The organism is Campylobacter estrildidarum, assembly GCF_005406205.1.
Classification (GTDB): Bacteria; Campylobacterota; Campylobacteria; order Campylobacterales; family Campylobacteraceae; genus Campylobacter_D; species Campylobacter_D estrildidarum.
This window is the reverse complement of sequence record NZ_NXLZ01000005.1, coordinates 58,726-83,026: the sequence shown is the minus strand read 5'-3', so window position 1 is coordinate 83,026 and position 24,301 is coordinate 58,726. Positions and strand designations below refer to the sequence as shown.

At 31.2% G+C, this 24,301-nt stretch carries 32 protein-coding genes and 1 pseudogene; 4 read left to right on the top strand and 29 right to left on the bottom strand.

Annotation, left to right across the window (positions count from 1 at the left end):
• Nucleotides 1-92: 92 nt before the first annotated feature.
• The 3 genes from CQA69_RS04060 to topA form a co-directional block, all read right to left on the bottom strand.
• Entirely contained in the window at nt 93-1,268 is a 1,176-nt protein-coding gene (locus CQA69_RS04060; protein WP_137620542.1) for a cation:proton antiporter, read from the bottom strand.
• On the bottom strand, nt 1,249-2,085 hold the full coding sequence (locus CQA69_RS04055; protein WP_137620541.1) for a biotin synthase: 837 nt from the start codon (nt 2,083-2,085) through the stop codon (nt 1,249-1,251). Before CQA69_RS04055 ends, CQA69_RS04060 begins: the two co-directional genes overlap by 20 nt.
• Before the next feature lie 64 nt (nt 2,086-2,149).
• Entirely contained in the window at nt 2,150-4,243 is a 2,094-nt protein-coding gene (gene topA, locus CQA69_RS04050) for a type I DNA topoisomerase (RefSeq protein WP_137620540.1), read from the bottom strand.
• A gap of 176 nt (nt 4,244-4,419) precedes the next feature.
• Between topA and CQA69_RS04045 the strand changes: the two genes are divergently transcribed.
• A complete protein-coding gene (locus CQA69_RS04045) occupies nt 4,420-5,691 on the top strand; it encodes an MFS transporter (RefSeq protein ID WP_137620539.1) in 1,272 nt (423 codons plus the stop codon).
• 33 nt (nt 5,692-5,724) lie between these two features.
• Here CQA69_RS04045 and secY read toward each other — a convergent pair whose 3' ends face one another.
• The 21 genes from secY to rpsJ form a co-directional block, all read right to left on the bottom strand.
• Complete coding sequence (gene secY / locus CQA69_RS04040; protein ID WP_137620538.1) at nt 5,725-6,990, bottom strand: preprotein translocase subunit SecY; 1,266 nt, start codon at nt 6,988-6,990, stop codon at nt 5,725-5,727.
• On the bottom strand, nt 6,990-7,382 hold the full coding sequence (gene rplO / locus CQA69_RS04035; RefSeq protein WP_137620537.1) for a 50S ribosomal protein L15: 393 nt from the start codon (nt 7,380-7,382) through the stop codon (nt 6,990-6,992). Before rplO ends, secY begins: the two co-directional genes overlap by 1 nt.
• Nucleotides 7,383-7,385: 3 nt before the next feature.
• Entirely contained in the window at nt 7,386-7,829 is a 444-nt protein-coding gene (rpsE, locus tag CQA69_RS04030) for a 30S ribosomal protein S5 (protein WP_004275672.1), read from the bottom strand.
• 11 nt (nt 7,830-7,840) lie between these two features.
• On the bottom strand, nt 7,841-8,197 hold the full coding sequence (gene rplR / locus CQA69_RS04025) for a 50S ribosomal protein L18 (RefSeq protein WP_137620536.1): 357 nt from the start codon (nt 8,195-8,197) through the stop codon (nt 7,841-7,843).
• Nucleotides 8,198-8,207: 10 nt separating this feature from the next.
• On the bottom strand, nt 8,208-8,744 hold the full coding sequence (gene rplF / locus CQA69_RS04020) for a 50S ribosomal protein L6 (protein WP_137620535.1): 537 nt from the start codon (nt 8,742-8,744) through the stop codon (nt 8,208-8,210).
• A gap of 79 nt (nt 8,745-8,823) precedes the next feature.
• Complete coding sequence (gene rpsH, locus CQA69_RS04015) at nt 8,824-9,219, bottom strand: 30S ribosomal protein S8 (RefSeq protein ID WP_137620534.1); 396 nt, start codon at nt 9,217-9,219, stop codon at nt 8,824-8,826.
• A gap of 9 nt (nt 9,220-9,228) precedes the next feature.
• A complete protein-coding gene (locus CQA69_RS04010) occupies nt 9,229-9,414 on the bottom strand; it encodes a type Z 30S ribosomal protein S14 (protein WP_002779433.1) in 186 nt (61 codons plus the stop codon).
• Nucleotides 9,407-9,961, bottom strand: a complete 555-nt coding sequence (rplE, locus tag CQA69_RS04005; RefSeq protein WP_137620533.1) for a 50S ribosomal protein L5 — start codon at nt 9,959-9,961, stop codon at nt 9,407-9,409. The genes CQA69_RS04010 and rplE overlap by 8 nt, the downstream gene beginning before the upstream one ends.
• Before the next feature lie 3 nt (nt 9,962-9,964).
• Complete coding sequence (rplX, locus tag CQA69_RS04000; RefSeq protein WP_137620532.1) at nt 9,965-10,198, bottom strand: 50S ribosomal protein L24; 234 nt, start codon at nt 10,196-10,198, stop codon at nt 9,965-9,967.
• The gene (gene rplN, locus CQA69_RS03995; protein ID WP_042965401.1) at nt 10,198-10,566 is read right to left on the bottom strand and encodes a 50S ribosomal protein L14; all 369 of its coding nucleotides are present in this window, start codon (nt 10,564-10,566) and stop codon (nt 10,198-10,200) included. The genes rplX and rplN overlap by 1 nt, the downstream gene beginning before the upstream one ends.
• Nucleotides 10,566-10,817, bottom strand: coding sequence for a 30S ribosomal protein S17 (gene rpsQ / locus CQA69_RS03990; protein ID WP_137620531.1), 252 nt, complete (start codon nt 10,815-10,817; stop codon nt 10,566-10,568). Before rpsQ ends, rplN begins: the two co-directional genes overlap by 1 nt.
• Nucleotides 10,818-10,827: 10 nt before the next feature.
• Nucleotides 10,828-11,013, bottom strand: coding sequence for a 50S ribosomal protein L29 (gene rpmC, locus CQA69_RS03985; protein WP_137620530.1), 186 nt, complete (start codon nt 11,011-11,013; stop codon nt 10,828-10,830).
• Nucleotides 11,000-11,425 (bottom strand): 50S ribosomal protein L16, encoded by a 426-nt coding sequence (gene rplP, locus CQA69_RS03980; protein WP_002779441.1) that lies wholly within the window; start codon nt 11,423-11,425, stop codon nt 11,000-11,002. Before rplP ends, rpmC begins: the two co-directional genes overlap by 14 nt.
• A 2-nt stretch (nt 11,426-11,427) precedes the next feature.
• Nucleotides 11,428-12,129 carry a 30S ribosomal protein S3 gene (gene rpsC, locus CQA69_RS03975; RefSeq protein ID WP_137620529.1) on the bottom strand — a complete coding sequence of 234 codons (702 nt, stop codon included), beginning with the start codon at nt 12,127-12,129 and terminating at the stop codon, nt 11,428-11,430.
• Nucleotides 12,129-12,572 (bottom strand): 50S ribosomal protein L22, encoded by a 444-nt coding sequence (rplV, locus tag CQA69_RS03970; RefSeq protein ID WP_137620528.1) that lies wholly within the window; start codon nt 12,570-12,572, stop codon nt 12,129-12,131. The genes rpsC and rplV overlap by 1 nt, the downstream gene beginning before the upstream one ends.
• A gap of 14 nt (nt 12,573-12,586) precedes the next feature.
• A complete protein-coding gene (rpsS, locus tag CQA69_RS03965) occupies nt 12,587-12,868 on the bottom strand; it encodes a 30S ribosomal protein S19 (protein WP_002779444.1) in 282 nt (93 codons plus the stop codon).
• Between the two features lies 1 nt (nt 12,869).
• On the bottom strand, nt 12,870-13,700 hold the full coding sequence (gene rplB, locus CQA69_RS03960) for a 50S ribosomal protein L2 (RefSeq protein ID WP_137620527.1): 831 nt from the start codon (nt 13,698-13,700) through the stop codon (nt 12,870-12,872).
• Between the two features lies 1 nt (nt 13,701).
• Complete coding sequence (locus CQA69_RS03955) at nt 13,702-13,983, bottom strand: 50S ribosomal protein L23 (RefSeq protein ID WP_137620526.1); 282 nt, start codon at nt 13,981-13,983, stop codon at nt 13,702-13,704.
• Between the two features lie 2 nt (nt 13,984-13,985).
• Nucleotides 13,986-14,600, bottom strand: a complete 615-nt coding sequence (gene rplD / locus CQA69_RS03950; protein ID WP_137620525.1) for a 50S ribosomal protein L4 — start codon at nt 14,598-14,600, stop codon at nt 13,986-13,988.
• Complete coding sequence (gene rplC, locus CQA69_RS03945) at nt 14,597-15,172, bottom strand: 50S ribosomal protein L3 (RefSeq protein ID WP_137620524.1); 576 nt, start codon at nt 15,170-15,172, stop codon at nt 14,597-14,599. The genes rplD and rplC overlap by 4 nt, the downstream gene beginning before the upstream one ends.
• Before the next feature lie 10 nt (nt 15,173-15,182).
• Nucleotides 15,183-15,494 (bottom strand): 30S ribosomal protein S10, encoded by a 312-nt coding sequence (rpsJ, locus tag CQA69_RS03940; RefSeq protein WP_066779250.1) that lies wholly within the window; start codon nt 15,492-15,494, stop codon nt 15,183-15,185.
• Between the two features lie 252 nt (nt 15,495-15,746).
• Between rpsJ and CQA69_RS03935 the strand changes: the two genes are divergently transcribed.
• Nucleotides 15,747-16,280, top strand: coding sequence for a phosphatase PAP2 family protein (locus CQA69_RS03935; RefSeq protein ID WP_137620523.1), 534 nt, complete (start codon nt 15,747-15,749; stop codon nt 16,278-16,280).
• 487 nt (nt 16,281-16,767) lie between these two features.
• On the opposite strand, the gene dcuC is transcribed toward CQA69_RS03935, so the two are convergent.
• Both dcuC and CQA69_RS03925 read right to left on the bottom strand, forming a co-directional pair.
• Nucleotides 16,768-18,165, bottom strand: coding sequence for a C4-dicarboxylate transporter DcuC (gene dcuC / locus CQA69_RS03930; RefSeq protein ID WP_137620522.1), 1,398 nt, complete (start codon nt 18,163-18,165; stop codon nt 16,768-16,770).
• A gap of 147 nt (nt 18,166-18,312) precedes the next feature.
• The gene (locus tag CQA69_RS03925) at nt 18,313-19,575 is read right to left on the bottom strand and encodes a dicarboxylate/amino acid:cation symporter (protein ID WP_171000313.1); all 1,263 of its coding nucleotides are present in this window, start codon (nt 19,573-19,575) and stop codon (nt 18,313-18,315) included.
• Nucleotides 19,576-19,851: 276 nt separating this feature from the next.
• Between CQA69_RS03925 and CQA69_RS03920 the strand changes: the two are divergent.
• Nucleotides 19,852-20,084 (top strand): annotated as a pseudogene (locus tag CQA69_RS03920) (L-asparaginase); the annotation flags it as partial.
• 27 nt (nt 20,085-20,111) lie between these two features.
• Here CQA69_RS03920 and CQA69_RS03915 read toward each other — a convergent pair.
• Genes CQA69_RS03915 through rsmA form a run of 3 tightly spaced genes read right to left on the bottom strand, consistent with a single transcriptional unit; the run spans nt 20,112 to nt 23,658 of the window.
• Nucleotides 20,112-20,873: a pseudouridine synthase gene (locus CQA69_RS03915; RefSeq protein WP_137620520.1), complete on the bottom strand. Its 762-nt coding sequence runs from the start codon at nt 20,871-20,873 to the stop codon at nt 20,112-20,114.
• 3 nt (nt 20,874-20,876) lie between these two features.
• Complete coding sequence (locus tag CQA69_RS03910; RefSeq protein ID WP_137620519.1) at nt 20,877-22,889, bottom strand: ribonuclease J; 2,013 nt, start codon at nt 22,887-22,889, stop codon at nt 20,877-20,879.
• Nucleotides 22,870-23,658, bottom strand: coding sequence for a 16S rRNA (adenine(1518)-N(6)/adenine(1519)-N(6))-dimethyltransferase RsmA (gene rsmA / locus CQA69_RS03905; protein WP_137620518.1), 789 nt, complete (start codon nt 23,656-23,658; stop codon nt 22,870-22,872). The genes CQA69_RS03910 and rsmA overlap by 20 nt, the downstream gene beginning before the upstream one ends.
• 87 nt (nt 23,659-23,745) lie before the next feature.
• Here rsmA and CQA69_RS03900 point away from each other — a divergent pair, with 87 nt between their 5' ends.
• Nucleotides 23,746-24,291 carry a phosphorylase family protein gene (locus CQA69_RS03900; protein WP_137620517.1) on the top strand — a complete coding sequence of 182 codons (546 nt, stop codon included), beginning with the start codon at nt 23,746-23,748 and terminating at the stop codon, nt 24,289-24,291.
• The last annotated feature ends 10 nt before the right edge of the window (nt 24,292-24,301 follow it).

The following is a 24,301-nucleotide window of genomic DNA, read 5'->3' as shown; positions in this document are numbered from 1 at the left end:
TTTTTATTTTATTCTAATAAAAAAAGAATGAGAATAAGCTTTTTTGTTTTTATTTTTTCAATTTTGTTAATTTATTTGGGTAAAAAGGTAACTTAATATTTGATATTTGATATAAATTTAATCACACTCATTACAATTATAGCTTCAAATAAAGCAGTTAATACTAACGCTGAATAAATTTCTTGATCAAGTACCTTTGCCGAATATCCAAGCGTAGCAGTTGCAATAAGTAAAGTCAAAGGCATAGAATGCCCTAGACCAAATAAAATCATACTTTTAAAACCTATTTTTTTTACAAAAACGCTAGCACATAAAATTCTTAAGCCTACCATGACCAACATTAATAAAACGGCATTTAAAACAATTTTGTATTCTAAAATCATTTTAAAATCAAAAGTTGAGCCTATATAAATAAAAAAAATCGGAATCAAAAAGCCATAGCCAAAGGTTGAAATTTTATGTTCTAAATCTTTTTTATGACTAAAAAAAGTTGCTATAAAAGAACCCGCTATAAAAGAACCTAAAACAATTTCAAGTTTTGCAATAATCATAGCTACTATAATTAAAATAAAAATTGCCATGCAAAATCTGATATCTTTTTCATTTTTGTCTTCCCATGGCATCAGTATAACTTTAATCTGTGGATACCACCATAAAAGCACTCCAAGAATTTTAAATCCAAGCAAACAAAGACCCAAAAAGATGCCAAGATACAATACACTTTGCATTACATCAACTATACTTGTACCTTCTTTTAAAAATGCTCCAGCTATTGTCAGAAGAACTATGGAAATAACCTCAGCTAAAGTTGCAACTATCATAGCTATATTTAACCAATAACACTCTTTTCCAAAATCCTTATAAAGCAAAGATAAAAGCCCTACACTCATAACAGGTATAATCAAAACAAAAACAAAAGAAAGTTTAAAAATCCATACTATAAACAAAGACGATAAATAAAGCAAAATAATATATAAAAAACTTTTTTTAATGATCTCTTTTTCTAAGCTAAAAAAAGTTCTTAAATTGATTTCCATACCCGCGATAAACATCAAATAATAAAAACCAACATTAGCTAAAATTGAAAAATTTTCACTCTTACCAATAAATCCAAAATAAGCCACAATCGATCCTAAAATGATTTCCGTCGCAGAAATTGGCAAGCGTAAAACTTTAGCAATATACGGGGAAAACAATAAACAAAGCGCTATAGCTATAAGAATTTTTAAGTCGATTAAACCTTGAGTATCAATGACATTCTGATGCAAATGTAAATCCCATCTTTTTTAGCTCGACTATATCACGACTTGGTTCTTCTCCCTTTGTCGTAAGATAATCTCCTATAACAATAGCACTGGCACCTGCTTTAAAAATTTCATATTGTCTTTTACCTAAAACAACCTCCCTTCCACCTGCAACCATAATTACAGTTTGTGGTAAAGCCTCTTTGGTATCGCTGATGATTTTTAAAGCTTCATCTACATCTAATTTGGGAACTTTTAAATTCAAATTATCATTAGCAATAAAAAAATTGATCGGGCTTGAAAAAGGTTGCAACTCTTGCAAAGATTTTCTAAAACTTATTCTATCTTCAAAGCTTTCACCCATACCATAAATTCCACCACAGCAAAGCATAAGTCCCGCTTCTTTGGCATTAAGATTGGTTTGAAAACGACTTTCCCAAGTATGAGTGGTGCAAATTTGAGGAAAAAATTCTTTAGAGGTTTCAAGATTATGATTATAAGAAAAAATTCCTGCTTTTTTTAATTCCTTAAGTTGTTCCACGTTAGCTATGCCATTACAAGCTATAAGGAGTAAATCGGGAACTTCTTTTTTAACCGCTCTTGCAGCCTCGCAAACATATTCTAATTTTTCATCATCAAGTCCAAGTCCAGCAGTTACTAAACAAAATCCTAAAGCCTCGTTTTTTTTAGCTATTTTTGCCTCTAAAACAATTTGAGAAATTTCTTTACGTCTATATTTGTGAATATCTGTTTTTACATAGGCGCTTTGAGTACAGTATTTGCAATCTTCTGAGCAATTTCCGCTTGCTATATTAGAAATAGCACAAAGCATAATTTGCATCGTTTCTCCTAATTTAACAATTAAAACCCATATTCTAACAAAAAGAGACTTAAATAAATTTCTTTTATTCTTTCATTTCCTTTTTGATTTTGCATTTAAGACATTCTAAAAAAGTGCCCTTTTTAAGCTCTTTAATCACTAAATTTTCACCACACTCTTCACATTTTTCATCACTTGGCTTATATTTTGAAATAAAATTACACTTCGGGTAAGCACTACAACCATAAAATTTTCCGCGCTTAGAAAAACGTTCAACAACTTCACCCTTTTGACAACTAGGACAAATCATACCTATGCTATTGATTTTTTTTGTAGGACTATTTTCTTCATTTGTTTTATTTTTTAAATTTCTAGAATATTTACATTTTGGAAAATTTAAACAAGCTACAAATTCACCAAAACGTCCTTTTCTTATAGCAAGTTCTCCGCCACATTCAGGACAAGTTTCACCTAGTTTTACTACTGTTTTTTGACTTGCAATCTTAGTCTTTCCTTCTTCAATTTTTCTCATAAAAGGGTAATAAAATTCTTTCAAGATATTTTGCCAATCTGCTTTATCTTCAGCAATTTCATCTAAAGTATTTTCAAGATTTGAAGTGAATTTACTATCCACAATATCACTAAAATTCTTTTCAAGTACTTCAGTAACATTAAAAGCGATATCGCTAGGAATGAGTTGTTTTTTATCGATTTTAACATAATCACGACTTGTAAGTATGGAAATAGTTGGAGCATAAGTCGATGGACGGCCTATACCCAAACTTTCCAATTTCTTTACAAGGCCTGCTTCAGAATATCTTGAAGGAGGTTCAGTAAAATGTGAATTCATTTCTAATTTTTGAATTTTCAATTTCTCACCTTTTTGAAGGTTAGGCAAAATTTTATCCTTATCCATATCTCCATAAACTTTATAATACCCATCAAAAAGAATTTTTCTGCCGCTTATCTTAAATAAAGCCCTATCATTTTTTACAAAAACATTTTGCGTTTGAGAAATAGCAGGATTCATTTGACAAGCCAAAAAACGATTATAAATGAGTGTATAAAGCCTTAATTCATCCTTGTCTAAAAATTTAGCCGCAATTTGCGGTGTAAATTCCAAATTTGTAGGACGGATAGCCTCATGTGCTTCTTGTGCTCCTTTTGCTTTTGTTACATAAACATTAGCTTTGCTAGGCAAATAATCTTTTCCAAAATCTTTTTGGATTAATTTTCTTACCTTATCAACCGCTTCTTTGGCCAAATTCAAACTATCAGTTCTCATATAAGTGATCACACCCATCATACCTTGGTGAGTATTAACCCCTTCATAAAGTTTTTGAGCCAACATCATTGTTTTTTTAGGATTAAACCCTAAGCGATTGCTTGCGCTTTGCTGTAAAGTTGAAGTCATGAAAGGAGGCGGTGGAGCGATTTTTCTTTCTTTGCTTTCTATATTTTCTATAACATAATCACCATTTTTACAAGTCTCAAGAATCAATTTTGCACGATCTTTATTGGTAATAGTAAGTTTTTCAATTTTTGCCTTATCAAATTCAACCAACTCAGCATCTAAATTAGAATTAAAAATCATATCAATACTAAAATATTCTAGCGGAACAAAAGCACGAATTTCCTTTTCCCTATCGACTATGATTTTTAAAGCTGCACTTTGAACACGTCCAGCACTCAAGCCTCTTTGAATTTTTTGTCCCAATAAAGGACTAAGCTTATAACCCACGATACGATCTAATAAACGCCTAGTTTGTTGAGCATTAACTGAATGCATATTGAGTTTTCTTGGATTTTTTAAAGCATCTTCAATCGCACTTTTGGTGATCTCATGAAATACAATGCGAGGTAAAAGATTTTCATCTTTACCTATAGCTTTTGCAATATGATATGCTATAGCTTCACCCTCCCTATCTTCATCGGTTGCAAGATATACTTGTGAGGCATTTTTTGCTTTCTCTTTAAGTTCCTTAACTAAACTACTATGATCACTTGTTATTCTGTATTCTGGTATAAATTCATCATTTTCTATTTTTATACCAAAGCTTGTTTTAGGTAGATCTCTTATGTGCCCTTTAGAAGCTATAACCTCATAATTTTTCCCTAAAAAATTCCCTATGGTTTTAGCTTTAGCGGGAGATTCTACTATGATTAAATTCTTCTTCATGAGTTATTACCTCAAATTTCTAGATAGCAAAATGTTATCTTCTTAATTAAATAAAAAATTGAATTTAGCTAAAAAACTTTAAAATTTTACTTATAAAAAAGTATATAAAAAAATAAACATAAAATATTTCAAATCTAAACAAAAATTTGGAGTATAATAAACAAAAAGGCTTAAAAATGCGAAAAAAAACTTATAAATTCCATCCTAATGATACAAAATTAGATAAAAAAATTGTTGAAATTACCGAAAAGTCGACTTTTAAAACTGCAGTATTCTCTATGGCAGCAATGACTATGCTAGGAAGTGTAGTTATCGCCTCTGCTCTGCCTGCTATCAATAAACATTTTGAAAATCTTTTAATACAAGCTGGTGCTACAAGCTCAACAAGTTTTACCTTAGCCCATCTTGATATCTTGGTAAGATTAGTTTTAACCATGCCTGCGATCTTTGTCGTTATCTTATCTCCTTTTGCAGGAATTTTAATGGATAAATTTGGCAAATTAAAATTTGTTTTTCCTGCGATGGTAATATGGACTATATCTGGAGTAAGTGGATTTTTTTTAAATGATATCTATGCTATTTTGATTTCAAGAGCTATTTTTGGAATGGCTACAGCCTTTATTATGACTGGAGCTTCAGCTTTACTTGGGGATTATTATAGTCACGGAGGTTTTAATCGTCGCGAAAATGCCTTGAGCTTGCAGGGATTTTTCTGTGCATTTGGTGGAGCGATTTTTATTTCTATTGCGGGTTTTGTTTCTGGCTATTCTTGGCGTTATCCTTTTTTAGTTTATGGTCTTGGCATATTAATCACTCTTATAGCTATAATTTATCTCTTTGAACCACGTAAATTTAAATTCTATAATCATACCAAAGTTGAAGCTAAAACAAATTATTGGCAATTTACTCCGATTTATTTCATTGGTTTTTTTATTATGGTGGTGTATTATATTTCTCCAACGCAACTTCCTTATTATATCGAAGAACATTTAGGATTAGATCCTAAATACATCGGAATTTCTATGTCTGTTTCTGCTCTTTGCTATGGAGTTTTTTCGCTTAGTTATAAATATATTATACGTTTTTTGAGCATTAAAAAAATCTATATCTTAACCTTATTTATAGTAGGATGTTCTTTTTTGTTATTGTTTTTAATCCATAACTTTATATCCGTATTAATTGCATTAGCACTATTAGGAACGGGTGGAGGAATAATGCTTGTAAATAACTCCGCTTACCTTTTTTCTATATGTCCTGAAGATGCAAGAGCTAGGGCTTATGGAATACTTGCAAGTTGTGTTTTTTTAGGACAATTTCTAAGTCCTATTATTTCTCAACCTATAGTAAGAAAATTAGGACTTATTGATGCTTTTTTAATATGGGCTATTGTTATTTTTGTAGTTTGTATAATATTTGTATTTTTAAAACAAAAAAAGAAAATAAGCTAAAAATCAATCCCAAAAAAAATTTTAGAATTGATTTTACAAGCCTACCGCATTCAAGGTTTGATATTTGCTCATATAAATTTGAGCTTCAATTTTTCTCATTGTATCAAGTGCGACCTGTACTACAATAAGTACTGAAGTTCCACCAAATTGGAAAGGCACGCCCATAAATTTCACTAAAACCCAAGGTAGAGTTGCTATAATCCCTAGATAAATGGAACCTGATAAAGTCAAACGAGAAGCCACTTCATTTAAATAGTTTGAAGTTCCTTCTCCAGGACGAATTCCAGGAATAAAACCACCTTGTTTTTTAAGATTTTCAGCAATATCTTTAGCATTAAAAGCTATAGAGGCATAAAAATAAGCAAAGAAAATTACAAAAATAAAAGTTAAAATATGAAACACATATCCATTAGGGTTTAAAAAATCGTTAACAGCCTGTATATAAGGGTTTGTACTAGTTTGTAAAATTGTTGCTGGAAACATCAAAATTGCACTTGCAAAGATTGGAGGAATCACTCCACTAAGATTGATTTTAATTGGAATATAATTCATAATGCGTTTATTTTGATTTTGCATAACCACTTTACGAGAATAAGAAATAGGAATTCTACGTTCTCCAAGTTCTACATAAATAATCGCACCTATTGTAATCAAAATCAAAACAAAAATAGCAAAAGCGGTTAAGAAATTCATCTCTCCTGAATTGATCTGTCCTACAGTTCCTGAAATTGCTCTTGGAATACCCGAAACAATACCTGCAAAAATAATTAAAGAAATACCATTTCCTATACCTTTTTGTGTAATTTGTTCGCCAAGCCACATTAAAAGCATAGTTCCAGCAAGCATTGAAATAGCACAAAGTGCGATAAACATATTTAAATCTTCTATCATAATAGCACTTGATCCACCTCTACCATGTAAGCTTTGTAAGCCTATGGCTACACCTATACTTTGAGCTAAAGTAATCAATATAGTTGCATAACGAATAATTTGCATATATTTTTGCATACTATCACGTTCTTTTTTCATTTTGCCAATACTTGGAAAGGTTGCTGCAAAGAGTTCCATTATAATAGAAGCAGTAATATAAGGCATAATTCCTAAAGAAATAATAGAAAAGCGTTGTGCTGCTCCTCCGCTAAAAACATTAAACAAACCCAAAGCATTATTTTGATTATGATTAAAAAATTCTGCAATCACATCAGCATTGACGCCAGGAACTGGAACATAAGCCAGAACCCTATAAGCAAATAAAAAAGCTAAAGTGATTAAAATCTTATTCGTCAATGCTCTATTCATTATTTTATTCCAGTAACGCTTATATTCTCATCTTTAATTTTTGACACTAAGCTCTTAGCACTAGCACCAATAAGTTTTACTTTTTTAATAGATTTTGAAAGCTTATGGACGCCCTTGATATTTTCAATTGTAATTTCGCTAAGATCTTTTACAGCTGTAATTTTTTCAACATTAATCACATAAGGTTTTTCTATTTTAGAAGTAAAACCCACTTTTGGTAATCTTCTTTGAAGTGGTTGCTGACCTCCCTCAAAACCTCTTTTTTCATTATAACCTTTTCTAGCAGTTTGACCTTTACCGCCTTTAGTAGCAGTTTTTCCCATACCACTGCCTTGACCACGACCTATTCTTTTAGTTTTATGCGTTGAACCCGCTGCTTTTGTTAAATTCATTATTTATCCTTTTAACATTGTTAAAGCTTTAATTGTAGCACGAACTACATTAGCAGAATTATTTGAACCTAAAGATTTAGTTAAAATATCTTTAATACCTGCAAGCTCTACAATAGGGCGTGTAGAACCACCAGCAATAACCCCTGTACCTTCGCTAGCTGGTTTAAGTAAAATTCTACTTGCATTATATTTTACTTCTACATCGTGTGCAATAGTCGAACCTTTAGTCTTAACTTCAACCATATTTTTAAATGCATCATCTACTGCTTTACGAATAGCATCTGGAACTTCTTTAGCTTTTCCATAGCCAACTCCAACCAAACCTTTACGATTTCCAACAATCACTAAAGCGGTAAATCTAAATCTTCTACCACCTTTAACAACCTTTGTAACTCTACCAATATCAACAATGACTTCTTCAAATTCTTCTCTATTATATTTTTCCATAAATTTACCCCTTATAGCCTAATGCCATTTTCTCTTAAAGATTCAGCCAAAGCTGCGATAACTCCATGATATATATAACCATTCCTATCAAACACAGCTTGCTCTATTTTTTTAGCTTTGAGTGTTTTTGCAAATTCAGCAGCGATTTTTTTAGCACCTTCTTTATTTGCCTTAACACCCAACTTGTGTCCATCTGCCGCAGCTAAAGTAATAGCTTTAACATCATCAATTGCTTGGATATAAAGAGTTCTGTTTGATTTAAATACAGAAATCCTTGGAAAATTTTCACAACCAGAAATTTTTGCTCTAATTCTTTTCTTTCTTTTAACTCTTAAAGTTAGTTTTCTTTTTAATATGTTTGCTCTCATTACCTAATCCTTATTTCTTAGATGTCTTACCAGCTTTGCGGATAATGCGTTCATCTGAATATTTAACGCCTTTTCCTTTATAAGGCTCAGGTGGTCTAAATTCACGAATTTGAGCAGCTACTTGTCCAACAGCTTGTTTGTCGCTTCCTTTAACAATTATGTTATTTTTATCGACTACAATTTCAATTCCCTCTGGAATATTATAATTGATAGGATGCGAAAAGCCCAAACTTAATTCCAAAATTTTACCTTTTAAAGCAGCCTTATAACCAACTCCATTAATTTCAAGAGTTTTTGAAAAACCTTGGGTTAAGCCAATAACTATATTGTGAGCTAAGGCTCTATAAGTTCCCCAGTATGCTCTACTTTGTCTATCTTCACCCTTTGGAGAAAAAAGAATAGCATTGTCTTTAATCTCAACATTAACATTAGCTTTTGTATCAAGCTCTTTTGCCAAATTTCCTTTTTTAAATTTAAGCAAATTTCCTTCTAATTTTACCTCTACTCCATTAGGAATAGTTACTGGTTGTTTACCTATACGAGACATATTTTTTCCTTTTTATTTGTCTAGGATATTTCTACTTTTTGTCAAAGAATGGATACCCAATGCCATAAAAAGCAGATTTTTACCAAATGGTACATAAAATTTCGCCACCAACGCCTGCTTTATAAGCTTCGTCATTGGCTAAAACACCTTTGCTTGTACTTACTACAATAGTACCATAACCATTTTTAAAGCGTTTGATTTCATCTTTTCCTTTATAAACACGACGACCTGGTTTTGAAACTCTTTTGAGTTCATTGATAACGCTTTTACCTTTTTCATCATATTTTAAGATCACATTGATAAATTTCTTTTTATCCTCTTCGATAACATTAAAACTTTCAATATAACCTTTAGCTTGAAAAATTCCTACTAAAGCTTCAACAACTTTGGAATGTAAAAGTTTGGTTGTTTCAAGTCTTCTCATTCCTGCATTGCGAATTCTTGTTAATGAATCTGAAATTATATCATTTATCATTTTATTTCCTTACCAACTTGCTTTTTTAAGACCCGGAATCAAACCTTCATTGCCCATTTTTCTTAAGCAAACTCTACAAATTCCAAAATCTCTATAAACCGAATGTGGACGCCCGCAGATTTGACATCTAGTGTAGCCCCTTACTTTAAATTTAGGCTTACGCGCCGCTTTTGCAATCATTGATTTTTTAGCCATCTTTTCTTCCTTTTGCAAATGGTACACCAATAAGTTCTAATAACTTTTGTGCTTCTTTATCATTTTGTGCTGTTGTAACTATAGAGATATTCATACCGTGGGTTCTTAAAATTTTATCATACTCAACTTCCGGAAACATAAGCTGTTCATCAAGACCAAAATTATAATTTCCACGCCCATCAAAGCCATCCCTACTTAAACCTCTAAAATCTTTTACTCTTGGAAGAGCGATAGAGATTAACTTATCAAGAAAAGCATACATATTTTCTTTTCTTAAAGTTACCATAACTCCAACTGGAAATCCTTCACGAACTTTAAATCCAGCAACAGATTTTTTTGCTTTAGTAATAACAGCTTTTTGTCCGGCAATTAAAGAAATTGTGTCAGCAATATTTTGCAAAACTTTTTGATCCTTAGCAAGTTCACCTGCACCTACACTAATAACTACTTTTTCAATTGCGGGAATAAGCATAGGATTTTTAATATCAAATTCTTTAACTAAAGCAGGTTTGATGCTTTGATTATATTTTTCTTTCAATCTCATCATTGCTTACTCCTGAATTTTTGCCACATTAGAAATATCTATTGGCATTTCTTTATTAACAAAACCGCCATTTGGATTTTTATCACTAGGCTTAATAGCTTTTTTAGCAATCTTACATCCTTCAACTACTACTTTAAGAGTTTTTGGATAAACCACTAAAACCTTACCTGTTTTACCTTTATCATCTCCTGCGATAATTTTTACATTATCACCTTTTTTTATTTTTAACTTAACTGCCATTATAACACCTCCGGTGCTAGTGAAACAATTTTCATAAAGCCACCATATCTAACTTCTCTGCCTACTGGACCAAATATACGAGTTCCTATAGGTTCTCTTTTGCTATCAAGAATAACTGCAGCATTTTCGTCAAAACGAATCAAAGATCCATTGTCTCTATGAATTTCTTTTTTGGTTCTAACAATAACTGCTTTTACTACTTGACCTTTTTTAACCTTACCATTTGGTAAAGCTTTTTTTACAGATGCTACAATTACATCGCCTACGGTAGCATATCTTCTTTTGCTACCACCTAAAACCTTAATACACATAAGTTCTTTTGCACCGCTATTATCAGCTACTGCAAGTCTTGTAAAACTTTGAATCATTACTCAACTCCTGTCGCTAATACAGATTTTAAGCGAAATGATTTTCTTTTAGAAAGCGGTCTACACTCTACTGCAATTACAGTGTCACCTACTTTGACTTCATTTCTTTCATCGTGAATTAGATATTTTTTAAAGCGTTTTACGATTTTTCTATATCTTGGATGAACCACTTTTCTTTCAACCAAAATACTTGCTGTTTTTTCTCCAGCAATTTTAACAACAACGCCTTGAATTTCTCTTTTAAATGCCATTTTTCTATCCTTATTTTAAAGCGTTAATTGCTGTATTTATTCTAGCAATATCTTTTTTAACTTCACTAATCTCTTTTGGATTAGATAGTTGCATTGTTTTTAGCTTTTGTTTTAAAGTGAATAAAAGCACCTTTTTTTCTTTTAGCATTGTTGCAAGCTCAGCTGCTGTTTTATCTTTTATCTCAGTATATTTCATTTTGGCTCTCTCTTGTAACAAACTTAGTTTTAAATGGTAATTTATGCATTGCCAAAGTCAAAGCTTCTCTAGCCATTTCTTCGCTTACTCCTGCCATTTCGTAAATAATACGACCCGGCTTTATATTCATTACCCATTCTTCTACTGCACCCTTACCTTTACCCATACGAGTTTCTAAAGGTTTTTTGGTTAAAGGTTTATCAGGAAAAACTCTTATCCAAGTCTTACCTTGTCTTTTAACAAAACGAGTTAAAGCAATACGAGCTGCTTCAATTTGACGTGAATTGATTCTTCCTGCTTCGGTTGCTTTTAAAGCAAATTCACCGAAAGTAAATTCAGTCCCACGATTAGCATAACCTCTGTTACGCCCTTTCATCATTTTACGATATTTTGTTCTTTTTGGCATTAACATGATTACTTACTCCTTCTTGTGCGTCTTGGTTTTTTAGCCGGAGCACTCTCTTCAGTTTTTTCAGTTTGAAAACCTTTTTGTAACACTTCACCTTTAAAGATCCAAACTTTCACTCCTATATTTCCATAGGTAGTTCTAGCTTCAGCAAAACCATAATCGATTTTTGCTCTTAAAGTATGAAGCGGAACGCGTCCTTCAAGATACCATTCTGTTCTTGCCATTTCCGCACCACCCAAACGGCCAGAAACTGAAACTTTAATTCCTTTAGCACCTGCTTTTTGTGCCGCTTGAATTACTTTTTTCATTGCTCTTCTAAAAGCAATTCTTTTCTCAAGTTGGGTAGCTACGCTTTCAGCAGCAAGTTGAGCTGAAGCCCCTGCTTTTCTTTCTTCTTTAATATTGATATTTACATCTTTGCCGATTAAATTTTGCAATTCTTTTCTTAGATTATCAACATCACTTCCTTTTTTGCCTATGATAATACCAGGTCTTGCTGCAACCACAGTTACACGAAGTTTTTTAGCAGTTCTTTCTACTAAAATCTGACTAATTCCTGCGTAGTAAAGTTTTCTTTTTAAGAAAGCTCTAATTTTATAATCTTCACCAATATTTTCTACTAAATTAGCCTTAGTTGGAAACCATCTTGATTCCCAATTTCTATTAATTCCTAGTCTTAGACCAATTGGATTTACTTTTTGTCCCATTAGCTTTCCTTTTTCGCTGTTGCTTTTTTAGTGCTTACTGTTTTTTTAGCTGGAGCTTTTGTTGTAGTAGTTTTTTTAGCTTCAGAAGCTTTTTTTGCTACTGATTTTTTTTCTTCAGCCTTGTTTTCAATTTTTGCCACTTCTACTAAAATATGAGAAGTAGGTTTTCTTATACGACTCGCACTTCCTCTAGCACGTGGTCTAAATCTTTTTAATACCGCACCTGCATCCACACGACAACTTTTTACAACCACTTCATTTGCCTCAAATCCACCATTTGCTACTGCACTTGAAATAGCATTTGCAATATATTTTGCGCCTTTATTTGGCATAAATTTTAAACTGGCCATTGCAAGTTCTGCATTCATCCCTTGAACTTCTCTAGCAATTAATCTTGCCTTAGTTGGAGATAATCTTATGAATTTAATCAATGCTTTACTCATAACTTCATCTCTCCTTACTTACCAATTTTCTTTTGCACAGAGCCTTTATGCCCTTTAAATGTGCGTGTTGGAGCAAATTCTCCCAATTTATAACCTATATGATTTTCAGTTATATAAACTGGAATAAAACTTTTACCATTATGAACATTAAAAGTCAAACCTATCATATCAGGAATAATAGTGCTTCTACGAGACCAAGTTTTTATAGGTTTATTATCGTTAGCCTTTTTAGCAGCGATGACTTTTTTCATTACATGATCATCAACAAAAGGACCTTTTTTTAGTGATCTAGCCATCTTACTTTCCTTTTCTTCTTGAAATTATTAATTTATCGCTAGCTTTTTTGCGACGAGTTTTAGCACCTTTGGTTGGTTTACCCCATGGAGTTACAGGATGACGTCCTGAATTTTTCTTACCTTCACCTCCCCCGTGTGGGTGATCTACTGGGTTCATTGCAGAACCACGAGTTTGAGGACGGATACCTCTATGGCGATTTCTACCTGCTTTACCTATGGTGATATTAGACCATTCTTCATTACCTACTTCACCGATACTTGCCATACATTCAGCTAAAACTTGTCTCATTTCTCCACTTGCAAGTCTTAAGATAACATATTTTTCTTCTTTACCCATAAGTTGAGCATAAGCACCTGCTGAACGGATCATTTGACCACCTTTTCCTGGTTTTAACTCAATATTATGAACGATAGTCCCTACAGGAATATTTTTAAGCTTCATTGCATTACCTGGTTTAATATCAAGTCCACCTTCTGCTGCAGCGACAATATCGCCTACACCTAAACCGCGTGGTTGAAGAATATATCTTTTTTCTCCATCTCTATAAGCAATCAAAGCGATTCTACAATTTCTGTATGGATCATACTCAATTGCTTCTACTTTACCTTCGATTCCAAATTTACGACGTTTAAAATCTATAATTCTATAAAGTTTTTTAGCGCCCGCTTCTTTATGACGACTAGTAATTCTTCCATAGCTATTACGTCCTGCGTGTGCTGGAAGTTTTACAAGCAATGAACGAACACTTGGTTTTGCTGTAATATCTTCAGAACTTAAACCTGTGATATATCTTCTACTTGGAGTATATGGTTTATAAGTTTTAATTGCCATCTTAAGCCTCCATATTTTCTAAGCTAACACCTTCAGGTAGCTTAACATAGAATTTTTTATAATCGTTTCTTTGTCCTAAACGACCTCTGAAACGTTTAACTTTTCCACTCATTTTTAAAGAATTGATACTTTGTGGAGTTACACCAAAATATTCTTTTAAAACGGCTTTTAAGCCTGTTTTAGTCATTTTTGGAGAAGTTTGAATAACTACGACACCTTGCTCTTGCAAATTCAAACTTTTTTCAGTATAAAGTATTGTTTTAATATCAGTAATATCTGCCATAATTATCCTTCTTTTGTAATAGATTCTAATGCCGATTTTTCCATAATAACAGCATTAAATACAGATACTAAATAAGCATTCACTTCAGTTACATCTACAACATAACAATTTGCTAAATTTCTGTAAGCTAAAAGTGTTTTTTCATCTAGTAAATCTTTAACAATTAAAGCATCTTTTACGCCGAGCTTTTTAATAACAGCATTTGCATCTTTAGTCTTACCACTTTCTATAGTTAAAGAATCTACAGCAAATAATACACCCTTAGCTGCTTTATCCGCTAAAGCTCTTTCGAGTGCTAATCTTTTTTGTTTTTTATTTACTTTTTGAAAATAATTTCTTTCATTTGTTGGACCAAAAGCAACAGCACCGCCTACCCAAACATTTGTTCTAGTTGAACCTGCACGAGCGCCACCACGACCTTTTTGTCTCCAAGGTTTTTTACCCCCACCACTTACATCACTTCTGCCTTTGGTATGAGCCGTATTTGCTCTAAGACTAGCAAGGTAAGATTTTACATATAAGTAAAGGTTATGTGGATTTACTTCTGCATATTTTGAAGGCAAATCAAGTTCACCTGCTTTTTCTAGTTTATCATTTAAAACGGTTACTTTACTCATTTTGCAATCCTTATTTTACCCATAGCTCCATTATATCCTGGAACTGCACCTTTAACAACTAAAATCTTATTTTCACTATCATAAGATACAACTTCATTTTTAACGGTTATTTTTGTATTTCCATAATGTCCCGCCATTTTCATACCTGGTTGAACACGACCTGGCCATTCTCTATTACCTATAGAACCATGGCGTCTATGAAATCTTGAACCGTGACTTGCCGGACCCCCTGCGAAATTGTGTCTTTTCATAACACCGCTATAACCTCTACCTTTAGAGTTGAAACTTACTTTTAAAATTTTAGCTTCGCTTAATGGAGTTTCATCCAAATCTCCCGCTTCAGTATTGGCTACTTCTAAAGTTACAAAACGATTAAATTCTGCAGAAAGATTATATTTTTTTTGTTGTCCTGCGATACATTTATTGTTTCTTTTGCCTTTTGAATATGCCACTATCGCTTTTCCGTTTTCAACCTCGCATACTTTTGCATTAACAATCCTTAGCAAAGTTACAGCAATACTTGGACTATTAATAGTTCTACTCATTCCAATTTTTTCTACAATGTATTCCATATTCTATCCTTTATTTACCCATAGCTCTAACTTCAACGTTCACTTCTGGCGCTAAATCAAGCTTAGTTAAAGAATCAACTGTATCTGGAGTCGCTGCTACAATATCTAACATACGAGCATGAATTCTAATTTCAAACTGCTCACGAGAATCTTTATTAATGTGTGGAGATTTTAAAACTGTATAGCGTTTGATTTTTGTAGGCATCGGTATTGGACCTCTAATATCCGCACCTGTTCTTTTAACAGCTTCTACAATTGCTGCAACTGTTCTGTCTAGTACTCGATGGTCATAAGCTTTTAGCTTAAGCCTAATTCTTTCCATAATATTTCCTTTAAAAAGAACTCGTTAGTTTTAAACTAACCAAAAATAAAAATGAGAGTATAGTAAATTTAGCTTTCAAAAGTCAAGAGAAATTGATAAAAAATTATATTTTTATCCTTTTAAAAAGGAAAATAATTTATAAATTATTTTATTTACAAGCGTGAAAAATGATTTAAAAATATAGTTTTAAGCTTAAATTCAGGGGGAGGGTAAAATACAAATCTTAATTAATTTTTATTAATAGGATTTTGTATGAAATTAACTAAAATTTTTTTATTGCTTATTTTATATCTAAATTTAAATGCAAATATTTTTAATGATAAAAAACAAGCTAAAAATGCAGGAGATATAACTCAAATCATTGTCCCAATTTATGCCTTTGGTTTGCTTTTTTACAATGATGATTTTAAAGATGGATTTTTTCCCTACACATTAAGTTTTGTTGCAACTCAAGGGAGTATAGAAGTTCTCAAACGTATTGTAAAAGAAGAAAGGCCGGATAAAAGTGATCATTTATCTTTTCCTAGTGGACATAGCGCAGCGGCATTTTTTGGAGCAACTTTTATTCATAAAAGATATGGAATCAAACAAGCAATTATTCCTTATATGTTAGCTACCTATACAGCTTATTCTCGCGTAAAAGCAGATAAACACTATACAAGAGATGTTATAGCAGGTGCTGCTATAGCTGGATTTTGGAATTTTATTTTAGTAGATCATGCACCCAATATAATATTGGAACCAAAAACTGATGGTTTTTTCTTAAGATACACAAAAAATTTTTAAGCAACACCATCATCTATATAAAGCTTAGTTTAAAAATTAAGCTTTAGATGTTTAACTTTGCTATAAATTTACTATCAAAGTATTTAGAGAACACTTTCAAGCACATATTAAGTCAAAATAAGCTATCTTAAAAATTCGATCACAAACCTGTCTTCAATTAAAGATATTAAGGCACATTTTACTAAAAAATTTATAAGTATGATTTATAAATTCATATTTAATTCTTTGAGTGTGTAAGCTAAAAGTTTTTATTATAGTGCTCTTTACTTGTTTATAGCAAATTGTCTCGTGTTTAAAATTCAAAAGAGAAGTATTGATATTATTTTTTGGTTTAATTTGCTTCTTTAACATAATAATTTGTCCTTTGTTTCCTATGCAAAGGCATCCTAACTGATAGAAGTTAGTTTACTCTAATTATTTCGAGGTTTTATTATTTGGCTTTTTTAATTTTTTAATCTAGCTATTATATAGTGTAAATTTTAACATTCTAATTAAATGTAGCTAAATAAAAAGCCACCATTATATTAACTATCATTCCTATTATTAGAAGAGGGGTAGAGCGTTTAATTATATCCATAGGATTTAACTTCGCAAAACCGGCCAATGCTAAGATACCGCCCGAGATTGGCGAGGCTGCTCTTCCTAGACAAGAAGCTATTTCTAAAGGCAAAACTAAAGTGATAGGCTCGATACCTAATTTTGTAGCTATTTCAGGAGCTAATTTTCCAAATGCGTTAAATGCAGCTATGCCACTACCCATTATCACTCCTGCAAAATATACCAAGAAACTTAAAACAACAATACAAAATAAAATCGCTACCCAACTAGCTCCTCCAAGACTTTTCATAGCATCTACCAAAACACTCAATCCACCCAAATTTTCTATCCCTTTTGCAAAGACTGAAGCTGCTATTAAAATGCTTACTACGCTTACAAAAATTTCAGCCATACCTTTTAAAATAACGCTCATATCATTGCCGAGTTTTCTAGCATCTCTATGTCTTAAAAATTCTATTAAAAATACTATACTTATACTCATAAAATTTGCGCTCACTACATCAAGTTTTATTCCTAAAAAATAAGAACCAAATAAAAATACTACAGGAAGCCAAGGAAAAAATATATAAAAAGTAGGGCATTTTGGATCTATTATTTCTATGTCACCAACTTCATCTTGTAGTAAATTTTTTTCTTTATCTTTCTTATCTATCCATGAAAAATAAATTGGAATTAAAATGGCTATAGTTACTATATAAGCAATTACGGAATAAATTTGATAATTTAAGAATAATCCTACTACATTGTCACTTTGATTAACCATACCAGCCATAGTAATAGAATTAGCATCCTTTGGGCCATAGTCAAGTGCTATTAAAGAAAGAACACAAACAGCGGTTACAGGACGAATTTTAAGAGACACTAACACTGGATAAATGCAAGCTAACAATAAAAGCAAAAGTCCTGTATAGCTTGAGATAACTATTTTAAGTAACATACCAACTACAAATGTTCCGCTTAAAATCAGATATTTATTTTTGATCTTTCCTAAAGGTTTATTTGCTAAAAAAGCTAGTTTAGCTGAAGCATTAATACATTTCATATAAGCTGCAAAACCTGCCACACTCATTATTATAAGCCCAGTTCCACTAAGCTGAGATTTGAAAGTAGCCACCAAGAAAAAATAAGAATCAAGTAAAACATTCAAAAAATTATTATGTTCTCTAACAGGTGCCTTTGGTATACTAGATCCTACAAAATAATAAGATATAATTAATAAAATAAGTCCTGAAAATAAAAAAACAAATATAGGGTTATATTTTTTAAGAACATAATAAGATACAACAAATACAGCTAATATGGTGGATGCTATCATAAAAATTGGCATAAATTTTCCTTATCTAACAATACATACCATTATACTATCACCAAACAAAATAAAAATTTAATTTTTAATTTTTAAATATATTTTTTGTTTACAGAAAAATAAAAGATCGCAAAAAATACATCATTTTATTTTTCCATTAATAAGAATTTATATTTCGTTTTTTTGATATGTTGTTATATCTAAATTTTTCATTTCTTTATCCGTTATAAGACTTACAACCATAGCACCTGAAACATTACTACAAGTTCTTGCCATATCGAGTATAGGATCAATTGCTAGAACAAAGACCAATAAAGCAAAATGACTTTGCATCCCAAGCCCTGAAAGTATGACAGAAATAATCATTATTGTAATTCCAGGAATTCCAACTATACCAAAAGAAACAATGACACATAAAACTATAGTGGTTAAAATTTCATTTATACCGATAGGAATGTTTAAAGCATGAAACATAAAAACAGCGATCATTCCTGCGTAATATCCCGCGCAACCATTCATTCCCATAGTTGTGCCAAGACTTGCCGTAAAAGAGGCGTTTGTAGAACTTACACCCAAATTTTTTAAAGCAGAAATCGTTACAGGCAAAGTTCCTGCGGAACTTCTTGAACTAAAAGCCATCAATAAAGCTGGAAATGCTTTTTTATAATATATAAAAGGATTTAATCCATGTAAAACTAATAATGCTGTATGAACAAAGAAAACTAAAATAAAAGCAATATAAAGTAAAAATATGAAATAAATAGAATCAATAAGTACTTTATAGCCATTTAAAATTAAAGCATTCGCTATCATTGTAATGACAAAATAAGGCATAATTCTAATCACATAAAGACTGATTTTCATAATCACCTGATGTAAAAAATCTATCAATAAAGAAAATATTCTAAATCCACGATTTTCCTTTAAACTTCTAATTCCAAAGGATAAAATAAAGGCAAAAATAATCACACCTAAAATATTATTTGCATTCATAGCGCTGATAATATTACTTGGAATAAAATTTAAAATTACCTCATTCAAACCTTTAATCTCTTTAAGATTTTTAGCACTTGATAACACTTGGTTGCTACCTCCAAGGTTTGCAAAAATTGCAAGACAAATTCCAATTAAAGCTGAAATAGCTGTAGAAAATAAAAACCAAAAAAAGACTCTAGAAAATAAAGATTTAATTTGAATTTTTTTATCTAAATTGATTAAAACATAAATCAAAGAAATAAAGATTAAAGGAATAACTAAAAGCTTTAACACGCTAATATACAAAGAATTTAAAAAATTCATCCAAATATGAATCTCACAAAGCCAACGTAAAGAATCCAAAACGCTTAATTTTTCAATTCCTTCATTTGGAAAATCCGCTAAATAAAGCAAAAAATAACCCCAAACTAAACCAAACACCAATGCGATACTCATAATCCAATAAAAACTGAGCTTTTGTTTTAAAAATCGCAACAAAATAAAAAGACATATTACACAAAAAAGCAATATAACGCTTTTAATTTGAGAGAGATGAAAAAAATTAATTAAAAAATTTTCCATAATAAATGCCTGAAAATGTAATTTTGCAAACTGCAAACTTAAAAGATTAGGCAATTATAGCATAAAAATTTATAATTTTATTTATCTGAGTTTCAAAATTTTGTTCAAAAACAAAACTCAAGATTTCTTTTAATATAAACAATAATATAAAGCATCCATGAAAATCAAAAAGAAGTTAAGGATTTGATGAAAAAAAAGGATTAAAAGTAGTTGTAAGCACTAGAGTGGTTGCAGGATCTGTAGCGGTAAATAAAGGCGATCAAAACTTAGGTTTTATCAGTGCTCAAAATTTAAATCCACAAAAAGCAAGAGTTCTTTTGATGTTAGCTCTTACAAAAACTCGCGATAATGCTAAAATTCAAAAATATTTTGAAAAATACTAAAAATATTAAAAAGTCCGAAAGGGCTTTTTAATATTTAATTTCATTAGATTTTAAAAAATCTCGCAATTTATCATATTCTCCATTTTCCAAATAACGATATTTTCCAGCTTTTAAAATACCTAGATCCAAAGCTCCAAAAGCCACACGCTTAAGATCCATCACTTCTAAATCAAAATGCCCAAAAAATCTTCTAAGCTCTCTATTTTTACCTTCATTGATCACTACTCTTAATTTGGTATAACCTCCGCTAGAGCCAAAAATTTCAAAATCCAAAAAAGGAGAAAAAGTCATAGAAGTGATTTTGGTTTTTACATGAGCACCCTTTTTTTCATTTTTTATCTCTAAGCCATTTTGCATCGCCTCTATAACTTGCTTACTGATCGCACCTTTAACTTTAAGATAATATTCACGCTCTAAATCACTATGCATTAAAGCATCAGCTATAACAGGAGAATCGGTTAACAAAAGCAAACCTTCACTTGCAAAATCAAGTCTTCCGACACTAAGCCAAGTATTAAATTGTTTTGGTAAAGTATCATAAATCGTCTTTCTTCCGCGATCATCTTTTTTGCTGACTATTTCACCTTTTTGTTTATGATAAATGATGACACTAAATTGCGTTCTTTTTTGTAATCTTTTTCCTTTTAAAAAAACCTTATCATCAAATTTAACCTCGTCGCTTAAAAGGGCTATTTTATTATTGATTTTTACTAAGCCCTGTTTAATAAGCTCATCAGCTTCACGACGAGAATAGCGACTATTGTGCGATATAAATTTATTGATTCTCATTGCTTACATCACAAAAATAGTAGGAACTATAGTCGGATATTTTTTAATTTTTCTAAAAATATGCTTTCTAAGCACTTGACGAATTTGGTTTTCTAAAAATCTTGGATCGTTTAAAACCTCATCTTTGACATTGGCAAAAAATTGACTCAAAATATCTGCCATTTCTTTAGAAAAAGCGTGATCTTGTTTATCTGCTACAAGACCATAGCTAAAAACTCTAGGTTTATTAATAAGAGTTTTTGTTGCCTTATCAAGCTGAGCAATGATCACAACTATACCATTATCTGCTAAATTTTGACGATCGATTACAACATCATCGGCAATTTGTTTATTGATTTGATTATCGACAAATACTTTTCCTGTTTTAACCGTTTTAACACGTTTGATGTATTTTTGACAAATTTCAACCTGATCCCCATCACTCATAAGATAGATATTTCTTTCTGAAACCCCACATTTCATAGCCGTTTCTTTATGCTTTAAGATGTGATTATATTCTCCATGCACTGGTAAGAAAAATTTAGGTTTTGTAAGAGTTAGCATTAGCTTTTGTTCTTCTATACTTGCATGGCCACTTACATGAATTTCACTAAATTCTTGATACGCAACCTTAGCTCCCGCTTTTAAAAGATAATCAAGCACAGCCGAAACATTAGCTTCATTACCTGGAATCGCCTTAGCAGAAATGATGATTTGATCTGTAGGTTTAATCTTGATAAATTTATGTTCATCGGTTGCCATTCTATAAAGTGCACTCATAGTCTCGCCTTGACTGCCTGTAGTTACTATGAGAACTTCATTGTCCTTAAACTTACTTACTTCATCTGCATCGATAAAAATTTTACGATCTAGCTTAATATAACCTAATTCCATAGTCGTATAAAGGTTTCTTTCCATAGAACGACCTATAACACAAACTTTTCTACCATATTTTAAACCATAGGTGATGGCTTGATAAATACGATGAATATTTGAACTAAAGGTACTCATAATCACTCTACCCTTGGTTTTAGAAAAAATTTGATCAAAGGTTGGACCTACTGAACTTTCACTTTTAGTATAGCCTTCTTTATAAGAGTTGGTACTATCACTTAAAAGGCATAAAACTCCTTCTTCTCCATAATAAGCCAAACGATTTAAATCACTTGGATAACCATCGATTGGAGTTTGATCGATTTTAAAATCTCCTGTATGGATAATCGTTCCAGCTTTAGTTTTAATCGCTAGAGCTGAAGCATCGATAATAGAATGCGTGATATGTATCCACTCTATATCAAATTCACCTATTTCATATACTTTGCGTTTTTCTACAGGACGGAACCATTTACGTTCAGCTTTTAAGCCGTGTTCTTCAAATTTATTTGAAATCATTCCAAGTGCTAAAGGCGTTGCATAAATAGGAAATTGAAATTCTTTAAAAAAATAAGGGACAGCACCAATATGATCTTCGTGTGCATGTGTTATGATAATACCACGAATTTTATCTTTAATCTTCCTAACATAATCAAAATCAGGGATAATAATATCCACTCCGTGCATCGTTCCATCTGGAAAACTCATGCCAAGATCTACAATAATAGCATCATTGTTAGTTTCAAAAACACTAACATTTCCACCGATTTCACCAAGTCCCCCAAGAGGAGTAATGCGGATTTTATGATCACTTGAGTTATTATACTTTAAAGGATGTAAGCGGTTTTCATGTGAAACACGATTGGCCTCTATGCATTCTGCAAGAGCAATTTGCCAATCTTCATTTCCCATAAGCTTAGCTGGGAGATTACGATTTTTCTTTTTTCTTTTTTCTTTTGGCTCTTCTGTATTTTCAGAATTTTTAAAATTAGCATTTTCATTTGAATTTTTGATATTAGAATTTTCATTTTTAGAATTCTCGATATGTTCATCTATCGTAGAATCAGTTGTCTTTTTTTTACGATTTTTAAATTTATAATATCTATTTTTTTTTGACTTAGAATTTGCTAAATTTTCATTATTTTCATTGTTGTTCTCGTTCATATTCTTCCTTTACTTTCTCGTAAATTTTAAGGTAAGAATCAACGCAAATTTCATGTGGTCTTGAGTTTGATTTAAGTTCCAACTCTTGGAAAATCTCTTCTAATTTCAACTTATGATTTTTTAAATTCCCTATAAGTTGCTTTCTTGGAGATTTGAAACATTCTTTTAAAAATCTCTTAAAAGTTTCAATATGGCAAAAGTCTTTGTATTCCCTAAATTTAGTCATTTTTATCACCGCAGACATCACTTTTGGCGGTGGAGAAAAATATTCAGGACTAACATCAAAAAGTATTTCACAATCACAAATTACAGCACTTAAAATCCCTAAAGCCGAAAAATCTTTTTCTCCGCATTTAGCACAAAATTTTAATGCCATTTCTTTTTGAACCATTACTATCAAACCTGAGCAATTTTGATCTTCTAAAACTTTCAAAATCAAATGACTTGCTATATAGTAAGGTAAATTAGCAACTAAAAAATACTTTTTTTCATCAAGATATGCAATTTCATTTGCATCCTTATGAATCAAATTAAGCTTTCCGCACTCTAATTCTTTTTGAAATCTATTTTGCAAAATAGGTATAAGATCAGAATCAATCTCATACGCTTTTACATTAGAAATTTTCAAAAGCTCTTGCGTTAAATCACCTAAGCCAGGCCCAATTTCTATTATATTCTTCACACCATTGGGTATGGCTTGAGTGATTTTATCTAATATACTTTTATCGTTTAAAAAATTTTGTCCATAATGTTTTTTTGCTTTTATCATAATAACTTTTTATTTTACCTAAGAATTCTTAATTTTAAGTCTTATTTGGATAAAATTCTCTAAAAATATTTAAAAGGATAGAAATTAATGATAGTTTGTGCAGGTGGTAATGAAAATTTTTCTTTTGCTAACAGTATAGGAGTCGGTCTCATAGAATCAGGTATTAATTTAACCGAACTTTGCATTAAAGAAAAACCAGATAATTTAATCTTTATAGGAAGCTGCGGAATTTATGATAAAGGAGAAATTTTTGGCATTTATGAAAGTTCTCATGTTTTCAATGTAGAATATTCCCAAATCAGTGAAAATTTTTATACTCCGGCACTTAATGAGATTAGTTTTGAATCAAATATTAAAAATGTTTCACAGGAAACATCTTATAAAATTAACTCTTCAAATTATATTTGTCAAAATTCTTCTGCTGCTAAAAAATTGGCTGATTTTGGACTAGATTTTGAAAATATGGAAGCTTTTGCTGTTTTTAGCGTCGCTAAAAAATTCAATATTTCAGCAAAATGTATTTTATGTGCAACAAATTTTTGCAATGAAAACGCACATGAAGATTTTCTAAAAAATCATAAAAAAGCTAAAGAAAAATTAGAAAGCTATCTAAAAGAAAATCATTATATTTAACAAGGAAATC

Excerpts from the sequence above, each read along its gene's own strand:
- CQA69_RS04055 (WP_137620541.1), bottom strand. The coding sequence starts at position 2,085 with ATGCAAATTATGCTTTGTGCTATTTCTAATATAGCAAGCGGAAATTGC.
- topA (WP_137620540.1), bottom strand. The coding sequence starts at position 4,243 with ATGAAGAAGAATTTAATCATAGTAGAATCTCCCGCTAAAGCTAAAACC.
- CQA69_RS04045 (WP_137620539.1), top strand. The coding sequence starts at position 4,420 with ATGCGAAAAAAAACTTATAAATTCCATCCTAATGATACAAAATTAGAT.
- secY (WP_137620538.1), bottom strand. The coding sequence starts at position 6,990 with ATGAATAGAGCATTGACGAATAAGATTTTAATCACTTTAGCTTTTTTA.
- rplO (WP_137620537.1), bottom strand. The coding sequence starts at position 7,382 with ATGAATTTAACAAAAGCAGCGGGTTCAACGCATAAAACTAAAAGAATA.
- rpsE (WP_004275672.1), bottom strand. The coding sequence starts at position 7,829 with ATGGAAAAATATAATAGAGAAGAATTTGAAGAAGTCATTGTTGATATT.
- rplR (WP_137620536.1), bottom strand. The coding sequence starts at position 8,197 with ATGAGAGCAAACATATTAAAAAGAAAACTAACTTTAAGAGTTAAAAGA.
- rplF (WP_137620535.1), bottom strand. The coding sequence starts at position 8,744 with ATGTCTCGTATAGGTAAACAACCAGTAACTATTCCTAATGGAGTAGAG.
- rpsH (WP_137620534.1), bottom strand. The coding sequence starts at position 9,219 with ATGATAAATGATATAATTTCAGATTCATTAACAAGAATTCGCAATGCA.
- CQA69_RS04010 (WP_002779433.1), bottom strand. The coding sequence starts at position 9,414 with ATGGCTAAAAAATCAATGATTGCAAAAGCGGCGCGTAAGCCTAAATTT.
- rplE (WP_137620533.1), bottom strand. The coding sequence starts at position 9,961 with ATGATGAGATTGAAAGAAAAATATAATCAAAGCATCAAACCTGCTTTA.
- rplX (WP_137620532.1), bottom strand. The coding sequence starts at position 10,198 with ATGGCAGTTAAGTTAAAAATAAAAAAAGGTGATAATGTAAAAATTATC.
- rplN (WP_042965401.1), bottom strand. The coding sequence starts at position 10,566 with ATGATTCAAAGTTTTACAAGACTTGCAGTAGCTGATAATAGCGGTGCA.
- rpsQ (WP_137620531.1), bottom strand. The coding sequence starts at position 10,817 with ATGGCATTTAAAAGAGAAATTCAAGGCGTTGTTGTTAAAATTGCTGGA.
- rpmC (WP_137620530.1), bottom strand. The coding sequence starts at position 11,013 with ATGAAATATACTGAGATAAAAGATAAAACAGCAGCTGAGCTTGCAACA.
- rplP (WP_002779441.1), bottom strand. The coding sequence starts at position 11,425 with ATGTTAATGCCAAAAAGAACAAAATATCGTAAAATGATGAAAGGGCGT.
- rpsC (WP_137620529.1), bottom strand. The coding sequence starts at position 12,129 with ATGGGACAAAAAGTAAATCCAATTGGTCTAAGACTAGGAATTAATAGA.
- rplV (WP_137620528.1), bottom strand. The coding sequence starts at position 12,572 with ATGAGTAAAGCATTGATTAAATTCATAAGATTATCTCCAACTAAGGCA.
- rpsS (WP_002779444.1), bottom strand. The coding sequence starts at position 12,868 with ATGGCTAGATCACTAAAAAAAGGTCCTTTTGTTGATGATCATGTAATG.
- rplB (WP_137620527.1), bottom strand. The coding sequence starts at position 13,700 with ATGGCAATTAAAACTTATAAACCATATACTCCAAGTAGAAGATATATC.
- CQA69_RS03955 (WP_137620526.1), bottom strand. The coding sequence starts at position 13,983 with ATGGCAGATATTACTGATATTAAAACAATACTTTATACTGAAAAAAGT.
- rplD (WP_137620525.1), bottom strand. The coding sequence starts at position 14,600 with ATGAGTAAAGTAACCGTTTTAAATGATAAACTAGAAAAAGCAGGTGAA.
- rplC (WP_137620524.1), bottom strand. The coding sequence starts at position 15,172 with ATGGAATACATTGTAGAAAAAATTGGAATGAGTAGAACTATTAATAGT.
- rpsJ (WP_066779250.1), bottom strand. The coding sequence starts at position 15,494 with ATGGAAAGAATTAGGCTTAAGCTAAAAGCTTATGACCATCGAGTACTA.
- CQA69_RS03935 (WP_137620523.1), top strand. The coding sequence starts at position 15,747 with ATGAAATTAACTAAAATTTTTTTATTGCTTATTTTATATCTAAATTTA.
- dcuC (WP_137620522.1), bottom strand. The coding sequence starts at position 18,165 with ATGCCAATTTTTATGATAGCATCCACCATATTAGCTGTATTTGTTGTA.
- CQA69_RS03925 (WP_171000313.1), bottom strand. The coding sequence starts at position 19,575 with ATGAGTATCGCATTGGTGTTTGGTTTAGTTTGGGGTTATTTTTTGCTT.
- CQA69_RS03915 (WP_137620520.1), bottom strand. The coding sequence starts at position 20,873 with ATGAGAATCAATAAATTTATATCGCACAATAGTCGCTATTCTCGTCGT.
- CQA69_RS03910 (WP_137620519.1), bottom strand. The coding sequence starts at position 22,889 with ATGAACGAGAACAACAATGAAAATAATGAAAATTTAGCAAATTCTAAG.
- rsmA (WP_137620518.1), bottom strand. The coding sequence starts at position 23,658 with ATGATAAAAGCAAAAAAACATTATGGACAAAATTTTTTAAACGATAAA.
- CQA69_RS03900 (WP_137620517.1), top strand. The coding sequence starts at position 23,746 with ATGATAGTTTGTGCAGGTGGTAATGAAAATTTTTCTTTTGCTAACAGT.